The 17,124-nt window shown below is 65.8% G+C and carries 16 protein-coding genes and 1 riboswitch; of the genes, 6 read left to right on the top strand and 10 right to left on the bottom strand.

The window, feature by feature from the left end; genetic code table 11:
* Positions 1-11: 11 nt before the first annotated feature.
* A complete protein-coding gene (locus IPU70_RS22310; RefSeq protein WP_207470425.1) occupies positions 12-821 on the bottom strand; it encodes an EI24 domain-containing protein in 810 nt (269 codons plus the stop codon).
* A gap of 63 nt (positions 822-884) precedes the next feature.
* On the opposite strand from IPU70_RS22310, the gene IPU70_RS22305 reads away from it, so the two are divergent.
* Entirely contained in the window at positions 885-1,268 is a 384-nt protein-coding gene (locus IPU70_RS22305) for a thioredoxin family protein (protein ID WP_207470423.1), read from the top strand.
* A gap of 88 nt (positions 1,269-1,356) precedes the next feature.
* On the opposite strand, the gene IPU70_RS22300 is transcribed toward IPU70_RS22305, so the two are convergent.
* From IPU70_RS22300 to IPU70_RS22290, 3 genes are all read right to left on the bottom strand, one after another.
* Positions 1,357-2,829: a DEAD/DEAH box helicase gene (locus IPU70_RS22300; RefSeq protein ID WP_207470421.1), complete on the bottom strand. Its 1,473-nt coding sequence runs from the start codon at positions 2,827-2,829 to the stop codon at positions 1,357-1,359.
* A gap of 321 nt (positions 2,830-3,150) precedes the next feature.
* Positions 3,151-3,486 carry an AzlD domain-containing protein gene (locus IPU70_RS22295; RefSeq protein WP_013391747.1) on the bottom strand — a complete coding sequence of 112 codons (336 nt, stop codon included), beginning with the start codon at positions 3,484-3,486 and terminating at the stop codon, positions 3,151-3,153.
* A complete protein-coding gene (locus IPU70_RS22290; RefSeq protein WP_207470418.1) occupies positions 3,483-4,232 on the bottom strand; it encodes an AzlC family ABC transporter permease in 750 nt (249 codons plus the stop codon). Before IPU70_RS22290 ends, IPU70_RS22295 begins: the two co-directional genes overlap by 4 nt.
* A 196-nt stretch (positions 4,233-4,428) precedes the next feature.
* On the opposite strand from IPU70_RS22290, the gene IPU70_RS22285 reads away from it, so the two are divergent.
* The 4 genes from IPU70_RS22285 (at position 4,429) to IPU70_RS22270 (ending at position 7,224) form a co-directional block, all read left to right on the top strand.
* On the top strand, positions 4,429-5,349 hold the full coding sequence (locus tag IPU70_RS22285; protein ID WP_207470417.1) for a branched-chain amino acid transaminase: 921 nt from the start codon (positions 4,429-4,431) through the stop codon (positions 5,347-5,349).
* Positions 5,350-5,425: 76 nt separating this feature from the next.
* Positions 5,426-5,647 carry a zinc-finger domain-containing protein gene (locus IPU70_RS22280; RefSeq protein ID WP_207470415.1) on the top strand — a complete coding sequence of 74 codons (222 nt, stop codon included), beginning with the start codon at positions 5,426-5,428 and terminating at the stop codon, positions 5,645-5,647.
* Between the two features lie 36 nt (positions 5,648-5,683).
* Entirely contained in the window at positions 5,684-6,106 is a 423-nt protein-coding gene (locus IPU70_RS22275; protein WP_013391743.1) for a nuclear transport factor 2 family protein, read from the top strand.
* A gap of 17 nt (positions 6,107-6,123) precedes the next feature.
* Entirely contained in the window at positions 6,124-7,224 is a 1,101-nt protein-coding gene (locus IPU70_RS22270) for a YheT family hydrolase (protein ID WP_207470413.1), read from the top strand.
* A 33-nt stretch (positions 7,225-7,257) separates the two neighbouring features.
* Here IPU70_RS22270 and IPU70_RS22265 read toward each other — a convergent pair whose 3' ends face one another.
* Positions 7,258-8,784, bottom strand: coding sequence for a M48 family metalloprotease (locus IPU70_RS22265; RefSeq protein WP_207470411.1), 1,527 nt, complete (start codon positions 8,782-8,784; stop codon positions 7,258-7,260).
* Between the two features lie 56 nt (positions 8,785-8,840).
* Here IPU70_RS22265 and galU point away from each other — a divergent pair, with 56 nt between their 5' ends.
* On the top strand, positions 8,841-9,692 hold the full coding sequence (gene galU / locus IPU70_RS22260; protein ID WP_207470408.1) for a UTP--glucose-1-phosphate uridylyltransferase GalU: 852 nt from the start codon (positions 8,841-8,843) through the stop codon (positions 9,690-9,692).
* A gap of 25 nt (positions 9,693-9,717) precedes the next feature.
* On the opposite strand, the gene IPU70_RS22255 is transcribed toward galU, so the two are convergent.
* The 5 genes from IPU70_RS22255 to IPU70_RS22235 all read right to left on the bottom strand — a co-directional run bounded on the left by IPU70_RS22255 (position 9,718) and on the right by IPU70_RS22235 (position 16,856).
* Positions 9,718-10,593 carry a cytochrome c oxidase assembly protein gene (locus IPU70_RS22255; RefSeq protein WP_207470406.1) on the bottom strand — a complete coding sequence of 292 codons (876 nt, stop codon included), beginning with the start codon at positions 10,591-10,593 and terminating at the stop codon, positions 9,718-9,720.
* A gap of 87 nt (positions 10,594-10,680) precedes the next feature.
* Positions 10,681-11,784 carry a porin gene (locus IPU70_RS22250; protein WP_207470405.1) on the bottom strand — a complete coding sequence of 368 codons (1,104 nt, stop codon included), beginning with the start codon at positions 11,782-11,784 and terminating at the stop codon, positions 10,681-10,683.
* Between the two features lie 52 nt (positions 11,785-11,836).
* A complete protein-coding gene (mgtA, locus tag IPU70_RS22245) occupies positions 11,837-14,635 on the bottom strand; it encodes a magnesium-translocating P-type ATPase (RefSeq protein ID WP_207470403.1) in 2,799 nt (932 codons plus the stop codon).
* A 422-nt stretch (positions 14,636-15,057) separates the two neighbouring features.
* Positions 15,058-15,411 (bottom strand): hypothetical protein, encoded by a 354-nt coding sequence (locus IPU70_RS22240; RefSeq protein ID WP_013391732.1) that lies wholly within the window; start codon positions 15,409-15,411, stop codon positions 15,058-15,060.
* A 440-nt stretch (positions 15,412-15,851) separates the two neighbouring features.
* A complete protein-coding gene (locus IPU70_RS22235; RefSeq protein ID WP_013391730.1) occupies positions 15,852-16,856 on the bottom strand; it encodes a sodium:calcium antiporter in 1,005 nt (334 codons plus the stop codon).
* 7 nt (positions 16,857-16,863) lie between these two features.
* Positions 16,864-17,098: riboswitch (yybP-ykoY riboswitch) on the bottom strand.
* Between the last annotated feature and the right edge of the window lie 26 nt (positions 17,099-17,124).

The following is a 17,124-nucleotide window of genomic DNA, read 5'->3' as shown; positions in this document are numbered from 1 at the left end:
GATGACGCCGGTCAGACGTCGATGACGCGGTCCTCGCGCAAGCGCTTGAGCGCTTCCAGACCGTAATGGGCATAAACCAGGGCCGAAAACACCGGCAGGATGACCCAGGCGGGCGGCAACAGGTTCAGCAGCGAACAGATCAGGCCTATGGTCCAGAAGCCGCCGTTGTTGCGCTCCAGGATGAGCTTGCGCTCGGCGGGGCTGGCATGTTCGACGATGGCATCCACGCGCATCATGCGCGAAAACGCGAACGCCCACCAGAAGATCGACAACACGATGGCCATGGGCGGCACCAGCCATAGCGGCAGCGTCAGCAGCCAGCCCGCGGCAAACGCCAGCGACACCCAGATCGCGTTCCACACGCTGACCGCGGTCGCGTGCTTGCCTTGCGGCGTGACGCCCACGTATTCACGCTTGCTGACGTGACGCAGCACCAGCGGCATCACGAAGACCGCGGCAATCGCCAGGCCCAGGATGCCCGAGACCGGCAGCAGGATGGCCACCGCGATCACGGGAATCATGTAGACCTTGAGCGAGAACAGCCCCATCGCCAGCATCCAGTCTTCCGCCCGATTGACGAAATCCCAGCGCGCCGCCTCGGCCGCCAGCCATTCATTGAGCGGCGTCCAGAACAGGTACAGCAACAACAGGGCCCCCACCAGCGCAATCAGGAACGGCAGCAGCACCGCGAACAGCATGGTGGGGTGACATTGGGACACCAGGGCGCGTTTGAACGCCTGGCCCACGCTGACGGCGCCAGAGCCGGCAGCGGAAAATCGGCCGTTTTCAGGCGGGACGGAATCAGTGCGCAAAGCGGTCATGGACGAGGAATGAGGGGGTAGACATCCCGGGTATGATAGTCAAACACGCCTCGATCTGCCCACATGTCTCTACTTGTACCCGATACCGATCTGGCCGCGCTGCGCGCGCGGCTGGGCTCATCGCCCGACGCCTGGCTGGTAGCCTGCTTCTGCGCGGCCTGGTGCGATACCTGTGAGCAATACAAGCCCAAGCTGCAAGCGCTGGCCGACGCCCTGCCCCAACACGTCTTCGCCTGGATCGACATCGAAGACCACGCTGAACTGCTGGGCGACGAAGACGTGGAGAATTTCCCCACGCTGCTGGTGCAGATCGGCCCGCGGGTGGTGTTCTACGGCCCGATGCTGCCGCATATCGGCCACTTGGAACGCCTGCTCGAAAGCCTGAATGAAAACAGTCCCGCCGTTGCCGCGGCATTGCCGGACCTGCCGCGCTTGCTGGCCGCCTGAGCAACAAATTGCCTGCGCGCCCCGCGCGCGGGCCATAAAAAAACCCGCAAGGCCCAAAGGCTTGCGGGTTTTTTCATGCGGGCCCGGTTCAGGGCTTGCGGCTGCCGCCCAGCAGGACGGCGATCTGGCGCTTCGGCCCGGAAGATGCGCCGTTGCTCCTGGGCGCCGGCTCGTCGGCCGGCGCGGAGGGGGCCGAAGGCTCGTAGGGCTTGAGGAAGAAATCATCCACGGGCTGGCGCGACGTGCCGGACGAGTAGCCGGAACGGCGGTCGGACGAACGGCCGCGATCACCGCGGCTGTCGCGGCCTTCACGGCCTTCGCGCGAAGACGAACCACGGTGCTCGTCGCTGCGGCGGTGGCTGCGCGCGACCAGTTCGGCCGGCACGTCGAGGGTGCCGCGCGGCACTTCGCGCTTGATGAGTTTTTCGATGTCGAGCAGGAAACGCTCTTCGTCGGGCGTGAACAGGGCGATGGCCTCGCCCGAGGCGCCGGCACGGCCGGTACGGCCGATACGGTGCACGTAGTCTTCGGCGTTGTACGGCAGGTCGTAGTTGATGACGCAGGGCACGCCGGCCACGTCCAGGCCGCGCGCGGCCACGTCGGTGGCCACCAGCACTTCCAGTTCGCCGGCCTTGAAGGCTTCCAGCGCCTTCATGCGGTCGGCCTGCGTCTTGTCACCGTGGATGGATTCGGCCTTGACGCCATCGCGTTCCAGGTCGCGGGCCAGCCGCGCCGTGCCGATCTTGGTGTTGGAGAACACGATGACCTGGTTCAGGCCGCGCGACTTCACCAGGTGCACGACCGCGGCGCGCTTGGCGTCGCTGGGCATCTTGTAGGCGATCTGGGTGATCGTGTTGGCGGTGGCGTTGCGCGCCGCGACTTCGATTTCGACCGGATGATTCAGGTACGAGCGGCCGAGCTTGCGGATTTCATTGCTGAACGTCGCGGAAAACAGCAGGCCCTGGCGCTGCGCGGGCAGCAGGCGGATGATGCGTTCCAGGTCGGGCAAAAAGCCCATGTCCAGCATGCGGTCGGCTTCGTCCAGCACCAGGATGCCGACCTGACTCAGGTTCACGTTCTTTTGCTCGACGTGGTCGAGCAGGCGGCCGGGCGTGGCCACCAGCACTTCGCAACCACGGCGCAGGGCTTCCTTCTGCGGACCGATATCCACGCCGCCGAACACCACCGCCGAACGCAGCGGCGTCTGCTTGCTGTAGCGCTTGACGCTTTCGTAGACCTGGTCAGCCAGCTCGCGCGTGGGCGTCAGGATCAGCGCGCGCACCGGATGGCGCGCGGGCGATGCGCTGGTGTTGGCCAGCGGCATCAGGCGGTGCAGGATGGGCAGCGTGAACGCGGCCGTCTTGCCGGTGCCGGTCTGGGCCGCGCCCATGACGTCGCGCCCTTCCACCACGACGGGAATGGCCTGGGCCTGAATGGGCGTGGGGGTGGTGTAGCCGGTTTCGGCGATGGACTGCAGCAGCAGGGGATGCAGACCAAAATCAGTGAACGTCGGCGCGGGTGCGTCAGCGGCGGGTGCTACGGATTGAGTGGATTCAGTCATCAGGGTTAGGCAGATACCGGGACCAGTGAAAAAGAACAAAACGAGAGTGCTACGCGCACTGCACTACATATGCATCGGAACAACCTGAACACGCGCAATCAGCATCCTGCCTTGCAGGGCAGGCGGCGCATTCTGGATTCGATACTTATGAGGGCAGTACCAGGCCCGGATTGCTGTGGATAACATGATTTTAGCGCAGCCGCATTACCACACGGTCCGGTCCGCGTTCGAAAGGCATTGCAAACGCCTTCCGGCGGCCGCCAGGAAGCGCCCGCCGGGCATACCCACAGCGTCCACCAGATGGACGTTTTGGCAAAACCGTCAGCCGGCCAGCCAGCGCAGGCCCCACAGGGCCAGCATGCCCACGATGATGACCAGCACCGCGCTGCGCGTGCGCAGGAAAACCAGGATGGCGACCACGCCGGCGACCAGCTTGTAGTCGAATACCGGCCCCAGGCCGGCCTTCCAGGGCAGCAGGTCCGGCACGATGATGGCGGTCAGGGCGGCGGCGGGCGCGTAGCGCAAGGCGCGCCGCACGCCCTCCGGCAAGGGGATGTAGTCGCCGAACAGCATGAAGCCGGCGCGCGTCAGCACGCTGCACAGCGCCAGCAGCAGGATGGCGGAATAGACGTAGATCTCGGCGGGCCAGAGGGTCATGCGCGGGCCTTGAAGTAGCGTTCCGCCCAGATGCCGGCGACCACGCCCGCCACGACGGCGGCCGCCAGGCCGAGACGCAGCGGCAGGACCTGCCCGGTCCAGGCGACCACGCCGGCGGCCAACATGGAAATCAGCATGGGCTTGGTGTTGGCCAGCGGCACCGTAATGGCCAGCAGCGCCAGCACCGCGGCGAAGTCCAGCGACCAGCCCGTGGGCACCATGGTGCCCAGGTAAATGCCGACGATGGAAGACGTCTGCCAGACGAACCAGCCCGGCGCGATGGCGCCCAGGAAGAACCAGAGCTGTTCGCGCGTACCGCGCACGGCCGCATCGCCATAGCGCGGCATGAACAGCACGAAACCCATGTCGGTCGTGAAATAGCCCAGCCCAAGCCGCTTGGGCCAGGAAAGGTGGCGGAAATAGGGATGCAGCGCCGCGCCGAAAATGAGGAAGCGCAGATTAACGACGCAACCGGCGGCGAAGATCAGCCAGAGCGGCGCGCCGGTGGCGATGAGCGGCAGGGAAGTCAGCTGGGCGGAACCCGCGTACAGCAGCAGGGTCATGGCCAGCGCCATGGTCTCCGTCAGGCCGGACTTGACCATGGCCACCCCGGTGACCAGCCCCCAGGTGGCGGTGGCGATCAGGGCGGGCACGATGGCGTGGACGCCAGCGCGGAAGGCGGTGACGCGTTCCTGGCGGACCGCAACGGGGTCTTCGGTTTCAGGAAGCGCGGATTCAGAGGACAACGGCAGGCCCCTGGCGATTCGGACAGGACGACATGGAAACTCTAAGGAAAAGGAACGCACGACAACCCGTTCGCCCGCCGGGATCATTACGCGCGGGCCTGGCGGCGCCGCGCCGGGGCGCGAATAGGCGCGTATTGTAACCTCGCTGCTTGATACAATATGGGCCTCGAGATTCTTGGGCTCTTGGGAGTAGACCATGTCGATGGCAGACCGCGACGGCTTCATCTGGTATGACGGCAAGCTCGTACCGTGGCGAGACGCGACCACGCACGTCCTGACGCACTCCCTGCACTACGGCCTGTCGGTATTCGAAGGCGTGCGCGCCTACCGCTCCGAGATCGGCACCGCCATCTTCCGCCTCGAAGACCATACCAACCGCCTGTTCAACTCGGCGCACATCTACCAGATCCCCATGCCCTTCGATCGCGACACGATCAACCAGGCACAGCGGACGGTCGTGCGCGAGAACCAGCTGGAAGCCGGCTACCTGCGCCCCCTGGTGTTCTACGGCCCCGAGAAGATGGGCGTGTCGCCCAAGGGCGCCCGGGTGCACGTGGCCATCGCCGCCTGGCCCTGGGGCGCCTACCTGGGCGAAGAAGCGCTGTCCGCGGGCATCCGCGTCAAGGTGTCGTCGTTCGCGCGCCAGCACGTGAACGTCACGATGCCGCGCGCCAAGGTCGCCACCACCTACGCCAACTCGATCCTGGCCAATACCGAGGCCCTGCAGGACGGCTACGACGAAGCCCTGCTGCTGGACACCGAAGGCTTCGTGGCCGAGGGCTCGGGCGAAAATCTCTTCATCGTCAAGGACGGCGTGCTCTGCGAGCCGGAGATCGCTTCCGCCCTGACCGGCATTACCCGTTCCACCATCCATGCGCTGGCCGCCGACCTGGGCCTGCGCGTGGTGACCAAGCGCCTGACGCGCGACGACGTCTACATCGCCGACGAGGCGTTCTTCACCGGCACGGCCGCCGAAGTAACGCCCATCCGCGAAGTGGACAACCGCCAGATCGGCACTGGCCGGCGCGGTCCGGTCACGGAGAAACTGCAGAACGCATTTTTTGACGTGGTGAATGGCCGCAACCCGAAGTACCATCACTGGCTGAGTAAAGTCTGATCCGCGCGGCCCGGTCCCTGACCAGGCCGCATCATTGCCCCAACCTGCCGTTTACCGGTTTTTTTCAGGAATATCCATGACCGCTGCTGCTCCGGCCGCCGTCCCCCACTCCCACGAAGTCATCGAGGTCGGCGCCGACGACCTGCCCGTGTTCTGTCCGGGCCCCAAGGCGCCGCTCTGGAGCATGCACCCGCGCGTGTTCCTGGACGTGGCCCGCAGCGGCTCGGCCAGCTGCGCCTATTGCGGCGCCGAATACCGCCTGAAACCCGGCACCGTACTGCACGGCCACGGGCACTGAGTTACCCGCTCCACAACGTCACCCGTTTCCGCCATCATGTTCGCCACGCCCGAAGAAGCAGAGCACGCATTCTACGAAGCCCTCGAGCAGGCGGACGTCGTTCGCCTGATGCAAGTGTGGGCGGACGACGAGGAAGTCGTCTGCATCCACCCGGGAGGCCTGCGCATCGTCGGCCACTCGGCGGTACACGACTCCTGGCAACAGGTTCTGACCAACGGCCCCCTGCACGTGCGACCTTTGCGTCCGCTGGTCATGCTGAGCATGATGTGCGCGGTGCACGTGCTGGTGGAACAGGTGGCGGTGCAGACGCGGGAAGGCACGCAATTCGCCAATTGCTATGCCACCAACATCTACCACAAGGGTCCCACCGGCTGGCGCATGGTCATGCACCATGCCTCGCCGGCGCCCACGGAAGCCGGGGTGCTCGACTTGCACGACGTACCCGACATGCTGCATTGAATCGGGTGGATTTTTAGTTGGCCGCTGCTCGTCTTGATACAACGCCCTGTCCCGTTCCCTCCTGGTTGCCCGGAGGCGACAGTCAGACGGTTTATGCCGCCCTGTTCGCGCAGTACCACCGCATCGCGTTCGTGCGCGAACGGGTGGACACGCCCGATACCGATTTCGTCGAATTCGACTGGACCGGCCCGGGCCTGTTCCCGCACAAGTCCGCCGACGGCGCGCCCCTCAGCGGCCAGCGTCCGGTCGCCAACGGCAAGACCGCCGCGGCCAGGTGGATGACGGACGCGGACTGGAAGTCCCTGCCGCATACGCCCGACACCCCCGCCCTGATTCTGTTCCACGGCCTGGAAGGCGGCAGCAACAGCCGCTACGCGCAATCCATCGCACATCACTTCCGCGCGCGCGGCTGGATCGTGGTGATCGCGCATTTCCGCGGCTGTTCGGGCGTGCCCAACCGCCTGGCCCGCGCCTACTACTCCGGCGATTCAGCCGAGGTCGGCTTCATGCTGGAAACCGTGCGCCAGCGCATCCCGCATGCGCGCTGGCATGCGGTCGGCGTATCGCTGGGCGGCAATGCCCTGCTCAAGTACCTGGGCGAGCACCAGGAAGACACCGGCTGGCTGACCGCCTGCGCGGGCGTCTCCGTGCCGCTGGACCTGGTGGCTTGCGGCAAGACGCTATCCACCGGCATGTTCAACCGCCGGGTCTACACCGCCCATTTTCTGAAGACGCTCAAGCACAAAGTGCTGGAGAAGGCACACCGCTATCCCGGCGCCGTCGACGTCATGCGCATCGCCCATGCGCATGACCTGCGCGAATTCGACGACACCTACGCCGCGCCCATGCATGGTTTCCGCAATGCGCTGGACTACTGGACGCGCGCGTCCAGCAAGCCCTGGCTGCCGAAGATATCCGTGCCGACGCTGGTGCTCAATGCCCGCAACGACCCGTTCGTGCCGGCGGCCTCGCTGCCGACGCCCGAGGATTGCTCGCCCGCCATCCTGTTGCACCAGCCCACGGACGGCGGCCATGCCGGTTTTCCGACGGGCAGCTTCCCGGCCCATCTGAACTGGCTGCCGCAGCGGCTGGGACGCTTCTTCGAAACCGGCCAGTAGGGCGCCTGCGCCCTACCCCACCCGGCCCGGCGCTCAGCCCGACTTGAAGCGTTCCAGCAACTGGCGTTCTTCGGCCAGCTTGTCCTTCACTTCCTTGATCTGCACATCGATCTGCGACTGCTCGTAGAAGTCGGTGGACATGTTGCGCGCCTGCTGCAGCTGCGATTCCGCGGCTGCGTAGGCGCCGGTCATGACGTAGTAGCGCGCCTGGTCGCGGCGCGCAGCCACCGGCTTGCCGTTGCGGTCTTCGCTCTGCGCCAGCATCTGGTAGAGGCTGGGCTCGTCGCTACCCCACTGCTTGATCTTGGCCCGCAGGTACTCCTGCGCGTCCGTGTGGCGGCCGACGCTTTGCAGCGCCTGGGCGTAGGCGATGCCCAGGGCCCGGTGGCCAGGCCAGCGCTTGGTGCCGGCCTGGGCCAGCTCCAGCGCTCGGGGGTACTCCTTGCGCGCCAGGGCGATATCCACGCTGAGTTTGGCCAACTGGGCCGAGCTGCGGCCGTCCGCCGACGCCAGGTTCCAGTTGCGCTCGGCCTCTGCCAGGTTGTTGCGCTGGAACGCCTGCAGCGCCAGGCCGTAGTAGGCGGCCGACTTGCGCACGCCCGACAGCGCCTGGGCCTCATCCTGCAACTGCTGGCCGGCGGTGCGCAGGCTGACCGCGTCGCGGCCCTGCACCACGCGCATCTTGGCGCGTACGTACCAGAAGTCGTCGCTGTCCACGTGGCGCGTCACGGGAGACTGGTTGCGCACCCGATTCTGCACGTCCGACATGCGCTCGATGGAGAGCGGGTGGGTGCTGGCCCATGAACCGCCGCCGGCGCCTTCATTCAGCCGCGAAGCGTTCATCAGGCGCCCGAACATCTGCGCCATGCCTTCGGCGTCGTAACCCGCCTTGGTCAGCATCTGCAGCCCGGCGCGGTCGGCTTCGCGTTCTGCGTCGCGCGAAAAGCCCAGTTGACGGTTGATGGCCGCGGCCTGGCCGAAAGCCGCCACGCCCACCGCCAGATTGCCGCCGCCCCCGGCCAGGGCCGCCAGCAGCGCGCCGGCGAGGCTGGCCAGCATCATCATGCTGTTCTGGTTCTGCTGGGTCATGCCGCGGGCGATGTGCCGCTGCACGACGTGGCCGATTTCGTGCGCCAGCACCGCCGCCAGTTCGGACTCGCTGGCGGAAGCCACGATCAGCCCCGTATTGACGCCGATGAAACCGCCCGGCATGGCAAAGGCGTTGATCTCGGGGTCGCGCACGCCGAACATCTCGACCTCGGGGACCGCGCCGGGCGCGAACGCCGCCAGCTTGCGTCCCATGGTCGTGAGGTACTGGCTGAGCTCGGAATCGTCCACGTAGGTCGGGTCGCGCCGCCCCTGGGCCATGATGGCCTCGCCCAGGCTGCGCTCCAGCATGGGGGACAGTTCGGCCGCGGATGCCGCCCCCATGGAGGGCAGGCCCACGGGCTGCGCCCAGGCAGCAATGGGGAGAGCGGGCACGGTCAGGGCCACGGATAGCCCGACGATTGCACCCCGTTTCGCAATCGAGCAAATGGATGGCATTTTCCTGCGGTTCATAAGCCTATGATAGCGATGCGCTTAAAATGTTTCATCGATAGCCCAAAGAGGTCTCAATGCGTCCTGTCCGTAAAGCTGTTTTCCCTGTCGCCGGCATGGGCACGCGCTTCCTGCCCGCCACCAAGGCCATGCCCAAGGAAATGCTGCCCGTGGTCGACAAGCCGCTGATCCAATATGCGGTGGAAGAAGCCGTGGCAGCCGGGATCACCGATCTTATTTTCGTGACGGGACGCAATAAGCGCGCCATCGAAGACCACTTCGATTCCGCGCCGGAACTCGAATCGGACCTGGAAAGCAAGGGCAAGCATGAGCTTCTGGCCATGGTGCGGGGCATTCTACCCGCGCATGTGAATTGCCTCTATATCCGCCAATCGGCCCCGCTGGGGCTGGGACACGCGGTGCTGTCCGCCGCGCCCGCCGTGGGCGATGAACCCTTTGCCGTGCTGCTCGCCGATGACCTGATCGACTCCGATCAGCCGGCGCTGAAGCAATTGATCGACGTGGCCGTGGGGCAGAACGCCAGCGTGCTGGGCGTACAGGACGTGCCGCGCGCCGACACCCGCAAGTACGGCATCGTGGCCACCCGCCAGGGAGATGCCAGCGCCAACGGCCGCACCGAACGCGTCACCCATATCGTGGAAAAACCGGATCCCGAAGCCGCGCCGTCGACGCTGGCCGTGGTGGGCCGCTACGTGCTGGAAGCGGCGATTTTCGACCACCTGCGCTCGACCAAGATGGGCGCCGGCAACGAGATCCAGCTGACCGACGGCATTGCCTCGATGATGCGCGAGCGCGCCGTGTATGCGCACCGCTATGAAGGCGTGCGCTATGACTGCGGCAACAAGGCCGGCATGTTCCAGGCCACCGTGGCACTGGGCAAGAAGTACCACGGCCTGCTGCCGGAATAGCCGCAAACCTGCGGTGGCCCGCCCCCTAGGCGGACACCTCGCGGGCCTTCGCCCTGGCCCGCGCCTGGGCATCGCGGTCCGCCTTGCGCAGGCGTCCCTTCGCCGACAGGCGCATCAAGGTCCCCAGGGCCACCATCAGGCCGATCACCTCGACCAGCGCAGCCGGAATCCACATGGTCAGGCCGCCTATGGTCTGATCGGTCTGGGCCGACATGGCGATGGCCCGGCCGCACAACTCGAACAGCGGGTAGATATCGCTTTCGGTGAACGCGATGATGGCCCCCGCCACCATCTGCGGCAACATCGTCAGCACGGGCGAAATGACCCGGCCGCCCGGCGTCATGGCCGCAGGCGGCGCGGGCCTGCGGTCCAGGATCAGGTTCCAGTACATGAAGCCGCTGATCACCACCGACCAGTTCATCAGGCGATACAGGCGCCAGTCCAGCATGGAGTAGAACTGCACCGACGGGATCAGCCAGACGATCACCAGGAAGACGAATAGCGCCGGCACGAAGATCTTGTGAGTCAGCAGCGTCACCGTGGCGCGGCCGGCGCCGGTGCGCAGGAAATCACGCAGGCGGACGCGCCAGCTCATGGGCAGCCCCGCCCGCATCACCTGCCCAGGAAACGCCGCCATGACCAGCAGCGGCCCCAGATGGTGCAGCACCAGATGCTGGATGCGGTGGATGAAGAACATGCGCTCGGCGTAGTAGTCCAGCCGGGTATGCATGGACAGGTACAGCAGCACCATCCCCGTCCAGAACAGGATGCGGCGGGCGGCGGTCACGTGATGGACTTTTTGGCCGCGCACGAACAGCGCGATGGCCACCAGGAAGGAGGCCACCAGCGTGGGAGAGAACTCCCAGGGTATGAGCCATTCGAGACTATCCATGCAAACCATCCGGAAAACGTCGGGGCTGTACGAGGACGGGCGCCATGCGCCGCACCCGCCGATTGTAGTTGACCCCGGCCCGCCCCGCCCCGGCGCTCAGAAACGGTGTGAAATGCCCGTGCCCACGCGCGTGGTATGGGAATGGGCGGGATCGAACTGGTCGTCCAGCGTGTAGTTCGACGCATAGCCGGCAAAGGCATAGAGCGTCGTGCGCGGGGACAGGCCGTAGGTATAGCCCAGAGTCATCACCTGCGCATTGCGCGCCGTCATGCCATTGTCCCAATGCCAGTCCGGCCGCGCCAGCGACCATTGCAGCAGCACCGTGCCCGGCCCCACCGGCACGCTGGCGCCGACCAGCCAGGCGTTGACCGTGCCGCCGCGCACGAAGGCGGCGGGTCCCAGGCCCATGCCCAGCCCGTCCGGATCGCCGCCGTCCAGCCCGACATCGCCGTTGCGTTGGCGCGACCAGGCCAGGGACAGCTTCAGCACCTCGAAATCATACGAGGCGCCCAACTGCACCGCCTGCGGCCGGCCGTTGCTGCCCGGCGGGGCTTCGGCCAGGCGCAGCTGGTCCCAGGTGGCGACCGCCAGCAAGGGTCCATCCTCGTATTTCAGCCCCAGGCTGAGGGCGCGGTTATTGTTGGCGGTACGGAAGCGGTTGCGGTCGTCGGCGTCGAAGGAATAGCCGATACCGGCCTGAAACCCCTGCCAGACGGGCGTGTAGTAATTGACCAGGTTGCTGAACTGGTAGTTGTCGGACGCCTTGAAGGTGGCGCCCATCCCCATTTCCTTCCAGGAGGCGATTTCCAGGGAGTTGCCGTAGACCTGGCCTATGGTGTGCTGGCGGCCCAGCCGCAAATCGCCATAACTGTCATGGGCCAGGCCCACCCAGGCGGCGTAGTTGAAGAGGCGGTCGTCGTCGGCCCGCTTGCCCGACGAGGGATCGAAGCCGCTTTCCAGCTGGAAGCGGGCGTTCCAGCCGCCGCCCATGTCTTCCGCCCCCGTCATGCCCCACAGCGAGTCGGTCAAGCCGCCATTGAGCAGCCCGCTATGGCTGCCCTGCCCGGACACATTGGTGACGGCCACGCCCGCGTCGACCACACCGTACAACGACAGCCCCTGTGCGGTATCGGCGCCGCGCGCCGCCAGGGGAAGAGCCAGGCCGGCCGCCATCAGCGCGGCAAAAGTAGCGATTCTCATGCGTTTCTCCTGATTGCGCGGCGGGCATGCGCCCGCCGCGGTCCTCATCTACTTATTGCCAGCCATAACGGCGGACCCAGATTCCCTTCAACAACTGCGTCAGCGTGCAGTAGGCCAACAGAATGCCCACCAGCCAGGGGAAATAGCTCCATGGCAGCGGCTGCAGCTGGAGGTATTCCGCCAGCGGCGAGAACGGCAGCAGCAGCCCCATCGCCACCACCATCAAGGTCATGCCCATCAGCGGCCAGGCGGCGCGGCTTTGCAGGAACGGGATCTTGCGCGTGCGGATCATATGGACGATGAGCGTCTGCGACAACAGGCCTTCGACGAACCAGCCCGACTGGAACAGGGTCTGGTGTTCCGGCGCATTGGCCTGGAATACGTACCACATGAGCGCATAGGTAGCGATATCGAATATGGAACTGATCGGACCGAAAAACACCATGAAGCGGCCCAGGCCGTCGGGGTCCCACTGCTGGGGCTGCTTCAGCAGCTCTTCGTCGACATTGTCGAATGGAATCGCCGTCTGGGAAATGTCGTACATCAAATTCTGCACCAGCAGATGGATGGGCAGCATCGGCAGAAACGGCAGGAAGGCGCTGGCCACCAGGACCGAGAAAACGTTGCCGAAGTTCGAGCTGGCCGTCATCTTCAGGTACTTGAGCATGTTGCAGAAGGTCTTGCGGCCTTCGATGACGCCGTCCTCCAGCACCATCAGGCTCTTTTCCAGCAGGATGATGTCGGCCGCCTCCTTCGATATATCGACCGCCGAATCGACCGAAATGCCCACGTCCGCCGCCCGCAAGGCCGGGGCATCGTTGATGCCGTCGCCCATGAAGCCCACAGTGTTGCCCTGGGCCCGCAGGCTGTGCACGATGCGCTCCTTGTGGGCCGGCGTCAGGCGCGCGAACACATTGGCCTCGCGCACGGCCGCGGCCAGTTGCGCCTCGTCCATCGCCTCTATCTCGGCGCCCAGGTAGACCTTGCGCACTTCAAAATCCACCTCGCGGCAGACCTTCTGGGTGACCAGTTCGACGTCGCCCGTCAGCACCTTCACTTCGATGCCGGAGTTCCTGAGCGCCTTAAGCGCGGGAGCGGTGGATTCCTTGGGGGGATCCAGGAAAGCCATGTAGCCGACCAGCACCAGATCGGACTCGTCGGCCACGCCATAGGTTTGCTGGGTCGGCGGCATTTCCTTGACCGCGACCGCGATGACGCGCAGGCCGTCGCGGTTCAGGTCCGCCGTCACGCGGCGGATGTCGGCGCGGCGGGCATCGGTCAACAGATGCTCTTCGTGGCCCACGCGCAGGCGGGTGCAGGCCGACAGCATTTCTTCCAGCGCGCCCTTGCAGATCAATTCGTGATGCTCGCGGCCGTTCTCGGTCTCGTTCACCACCACCGACATGCGGCGCCGGGAAAAGTCGAAGGGAATCTCGTCGACCTTGCGGTACTTCGCCGCCAGATCGAGCTTGCGCTCGACCTCGGCGTGCTGCAGCACCGCCACGTCCAGCAGATTCTTCAAACCGGTCTGGTAGTAGCTATTGAGATAGGCATAGGCCAGCACGTCGTCGCTGCTGGCGCCGTACACGTCCGTGTGGCGTTCCAGCACGATGCGGTCCTGCGTCAGGGTGCCGGTCTTGTCGGTGCACAGCACGTTCATCGCGCCCAGGTTCTGGATGGCATCCAGCCGCTTGACCACGACCTTGCGGCGCGACATGCGCACCGCCCCCTTGGCCAGCGTGGCCGTGACGATCATGGGCAGCATTTCGGGCGTCAGACCCACGGCGATGGCCAACGCGAACAGCAGCGCCTCCATCCAGTCGCCCTTGGTAAAGCCGTTGATCAGCATGACGATGGGCGCCATGACCAGCATGAAGCGGATCAGCACCCAGCTCACCCGGTTGATGCCTTGCTGGAACTGGGTTGGCGCCCGGCTGGTCTGCGTGACGCGCCCGGCCAGCTGGCCGAAATAGGTACGCGAGCCGGTGGCCACCACCATGGCGCTGCCGGAGCCGCTGACCACGTTGGTGCCCATGAAGGCCATGTTCTCCAGTTCCAGCGCGTTGGCGGTGTCCGTGCGCTGCGTGGCGTATTTTTCGACGGGCAGGGATTCGCCCGTCAGCGCGGCTTGCGCGATGAACAAGTCCTTGGCGCCCAGGATGCGGCAGTCGGCGGGAATCATGTCGCCGGCGGACAGGAGCACCACGTCGCCCGGCACCAGTTCCGTCAGCGGCGCCTCTACCTGGCGCGAGCCGCTGACATGCAGCGTCACGCCAAAAAAGCGGCGGGCGTCGCCTTCGGCCTGAGTGGCGGGATCGCTGCGCAGCACGGTGGCGGTGTTCTGCACCATGGCCTTGAGCGCCTCGGCGGCGCGGCTGGAGCGCTGCTCCTGCGCAAAGCGCAACACGGTGGAGATGAGCACCATGGCGCCGATGATGAACACCGCCGTCCAGGACTGGTCGTCCGGGACGGCCATGTGCACGTCGGTGAGCCAGGACAGCGCCGCCAGCGCGGTCAGGAGCAGGTTGAACGGATTGCGGTAGGACAGCCAGAGATGGGCAGGCCAGGAGAGCGGCTTTTCATGGTCGACCTCGTTGGCGCCGTAGCGTTCGCGCGCGGCCTGTGCCTGGGCTTCCGACAGCCCGCCACGGCTGCTGCCGAACAGCGCAAACACGGCGCCGAAGTCCATGCGCGACAGGTCCAGCATCTGGCGGTTGGCGTGGCGCGCGGTGTCGGAGGCTGCGGCGGCGGCCGCTGCGCCTTGTTCCGGCAGGGGCGAGCGGCGGAAGTGCCTTGCGGTTTGCCGCAGGCCGGCCGCGGACGTAAAGAAGGACTTGAGGAACTTGAACATGGGAGTGCTCCGGTTGTACGTATCGTTGTCGGAGACACGGACGACCCTGCCCGCCGCGCCCGCGCGCAGGCAGCAGCAGGCCGCGGCTTTCGCGCAGAAAGCCGTCAAGCCGCCGCGTACAGGCGTGCGCAGGCGCCGGAGCAATGTTGCCGGTGTCCGGATCGCATGAAATGCGCCGGGTGCGGAAAACGGAAGGGAGCTAGCGGGGGAATCGATACCGGCGGCAAGGGCGCACAAGGCGTGGGCCAGGCCGGGGATTCTTGGCTGCGGACTCCGTACGGGCCAGGATGACTATCCTGCCTGCCGGCTCGCAGCGAGTAGACAGATCAGACAGGCATGCCGGCGCCGCGCACTGGGCGCAATCGAGGCTCGGGGTCTAAGGCACTAGGCATGATCTCTCCTGTGGAATGAATCGGCTGCCGTCAGGCCAGCGCGGCTTGCGCGGCGGCTTGCGTGGCTTGCGCGCCGAAATGGACGTGGCGCACGGCGGGATTGGCGCTCAGGCGGCGCGCCTGCGACATCAATTCGCCGCGCAGCTCCGGCGGGCAATTGACGGTGATGCAGGCCGATGCCATGCCAGGGTCCCGACCCTGGTCGATCTGCACTTGCGAGACGTCCAGGCCGGCGGCGCTGAAGTCCAGGCAGATCTGCTTGCGCAAGGCGCCCAGCTCGTCGCGCGGACAGATGACCGTCAGGCGCGAAGTACCGCGGCGGCGGCCCAGGGCGGTGGCGCGGTCCACGCCGGCGCGGCGTAGGAACAAGTCGAAGAAACGCATAACGACCTCCATTGCAAGAATGGGGAGCGTGATCGCGAATACGCGCGCACTCGCACGGCGCCCGGCGGACTGGCACGGGAAAACGTGCACGAACGCTGACGCTGCGGATGGCGGCGGTTCTGGCGGTTTACGTTGGGGAGGTTCCCGGCAAGCCGCTGGCTTGCGCGATTGCCCGGGCTTGCGCCTGGAGCTTGGGATACAACCGCAACCTGTTCAACAGGCTGCGGCAGACGGAGTTCTGCGTGGACCTGTTAAACAGCGACGTCGATGCAAGATCGACTACTTTCGCCGGAATCGGTATTCACGAAGACTGCTCCTGGGATGGATAACAGGCAGGATTTTACGCGGGTTTCCACTTATGGACAAGGTTTTTGCCGCTAAATCGGACTTGAATGCGGCAAAAACCGGCGCAGGGCCGCAGCCCCGCGCGCAAACCACCGTCAGACATAGAAATGCCAGCCCAGATAGGCGGCGAACACGGCATATAGCCCGCCCACCGCCGACAAAGCCGGCACGCTCATGGCCGAGCGGCGGAAACGCAGCCACAGGAGACCGATAGACAACATGGTGAACAGTCCGGCCGCCAGCAAGGGCGCGTCCAGCAGCCACGGCGTCATGAAAATCCCCAGCGCGCTGGGTATGGTCGCCTGGATCATCATGGCGCCCGAGATGTTGGCCAGCGCCAGCCGCTCCTTGCCCTGGCGCACCCAGATCAGCGCATTCATGATTTCCGGCAATTCGGTCGCCACCGGCGCCAGCAACAGGGCGGCAACGTGAGGCGATGCGCCCATGGCCACGCCCAGCAACTCGATCTGGTTCACGAACACGTGCGATGCCCCGGCGATGACCACCAGGGCCAGAAGCGTCTGCGCAACTGCCCAGAACATGGCCGGGTCTTCATCGCGGGGGCGCAGCTTCAGAGGCTCCAGCTCCTCGGCATCCAGGCTGGCCTCGTCGCGGCTGAGCTCGCGCTTGACGTAGAGGCCGTAGGTGGCCAGGAACAGGATGCCCAGCCAGGGCTTCCAGGCAAAGGCCAGCAGGCCCAGGCCCACCTTGAAGATGAAGATGCCCATGAACCAGGCCTGGTCGCGGGCCAGCCGGCGCTGGTCCGCGTTGATACAGTCCGCCTGCGTGGCCTGCCCGCGCCGAGCGCGCCACAGGGCCAGGCCCACCACCGCGTACGCCAGCGTCGCCAGCACCAGCGGGCCGCCCATGGCGGCGCCGACGCCGATGTCTTTTTGCTCAGGGGTTTCGCCGAACACAACGGCCATGAAGGTCACCGCGCTTTCCGGCAAGGCGGTGCCGAACGCGGCAAGCACGGTGCCGGTGGCGGTGGCGCCGAGCTGAAAGCGATGACCGACCCATTCGACGCCATTCACGAAATATTCGCAGGCGAAGTAGATCACTGCCGCTGACAGGAAAAACAGGAACAGGGTGAGAAACATATAGGCGAGCCGGACGAGCAGAAACCAATTGGCGCGACGTCGCGGCTCGCCCGGCTGGGGTGAACGCAACGCGGCCAAAGGTCTCGCCTGGCTAATCCATGCGGCGGGCTTGCCGACGTGCATGGATACCGCTACTAGCGCCATGGAGTTCTAGCGGCTGCTGCGCAGCGCTGAACCACCAAGTCTGTTGACGCTAGCTCCTTTGAGGGGACAAAGGATGGCTACTCCCCAATGACAGAGCGGCGATTGTAGCAGCTTGCCCCGCGCG

It is taken from the genome of Achromobacter sp. SD115 (assembly GCF_017355315.1).
Lineage (GTDB): Bacteria > Pseudomonadota > Gammaproteobacteria > Burkholderiales > Burkholderiaceae_B > Achromobacter > Achromobacter xylosoxidans_B.
This window is presented reverse-complemented; position numbering and strand designations above follow the sequence as displayed.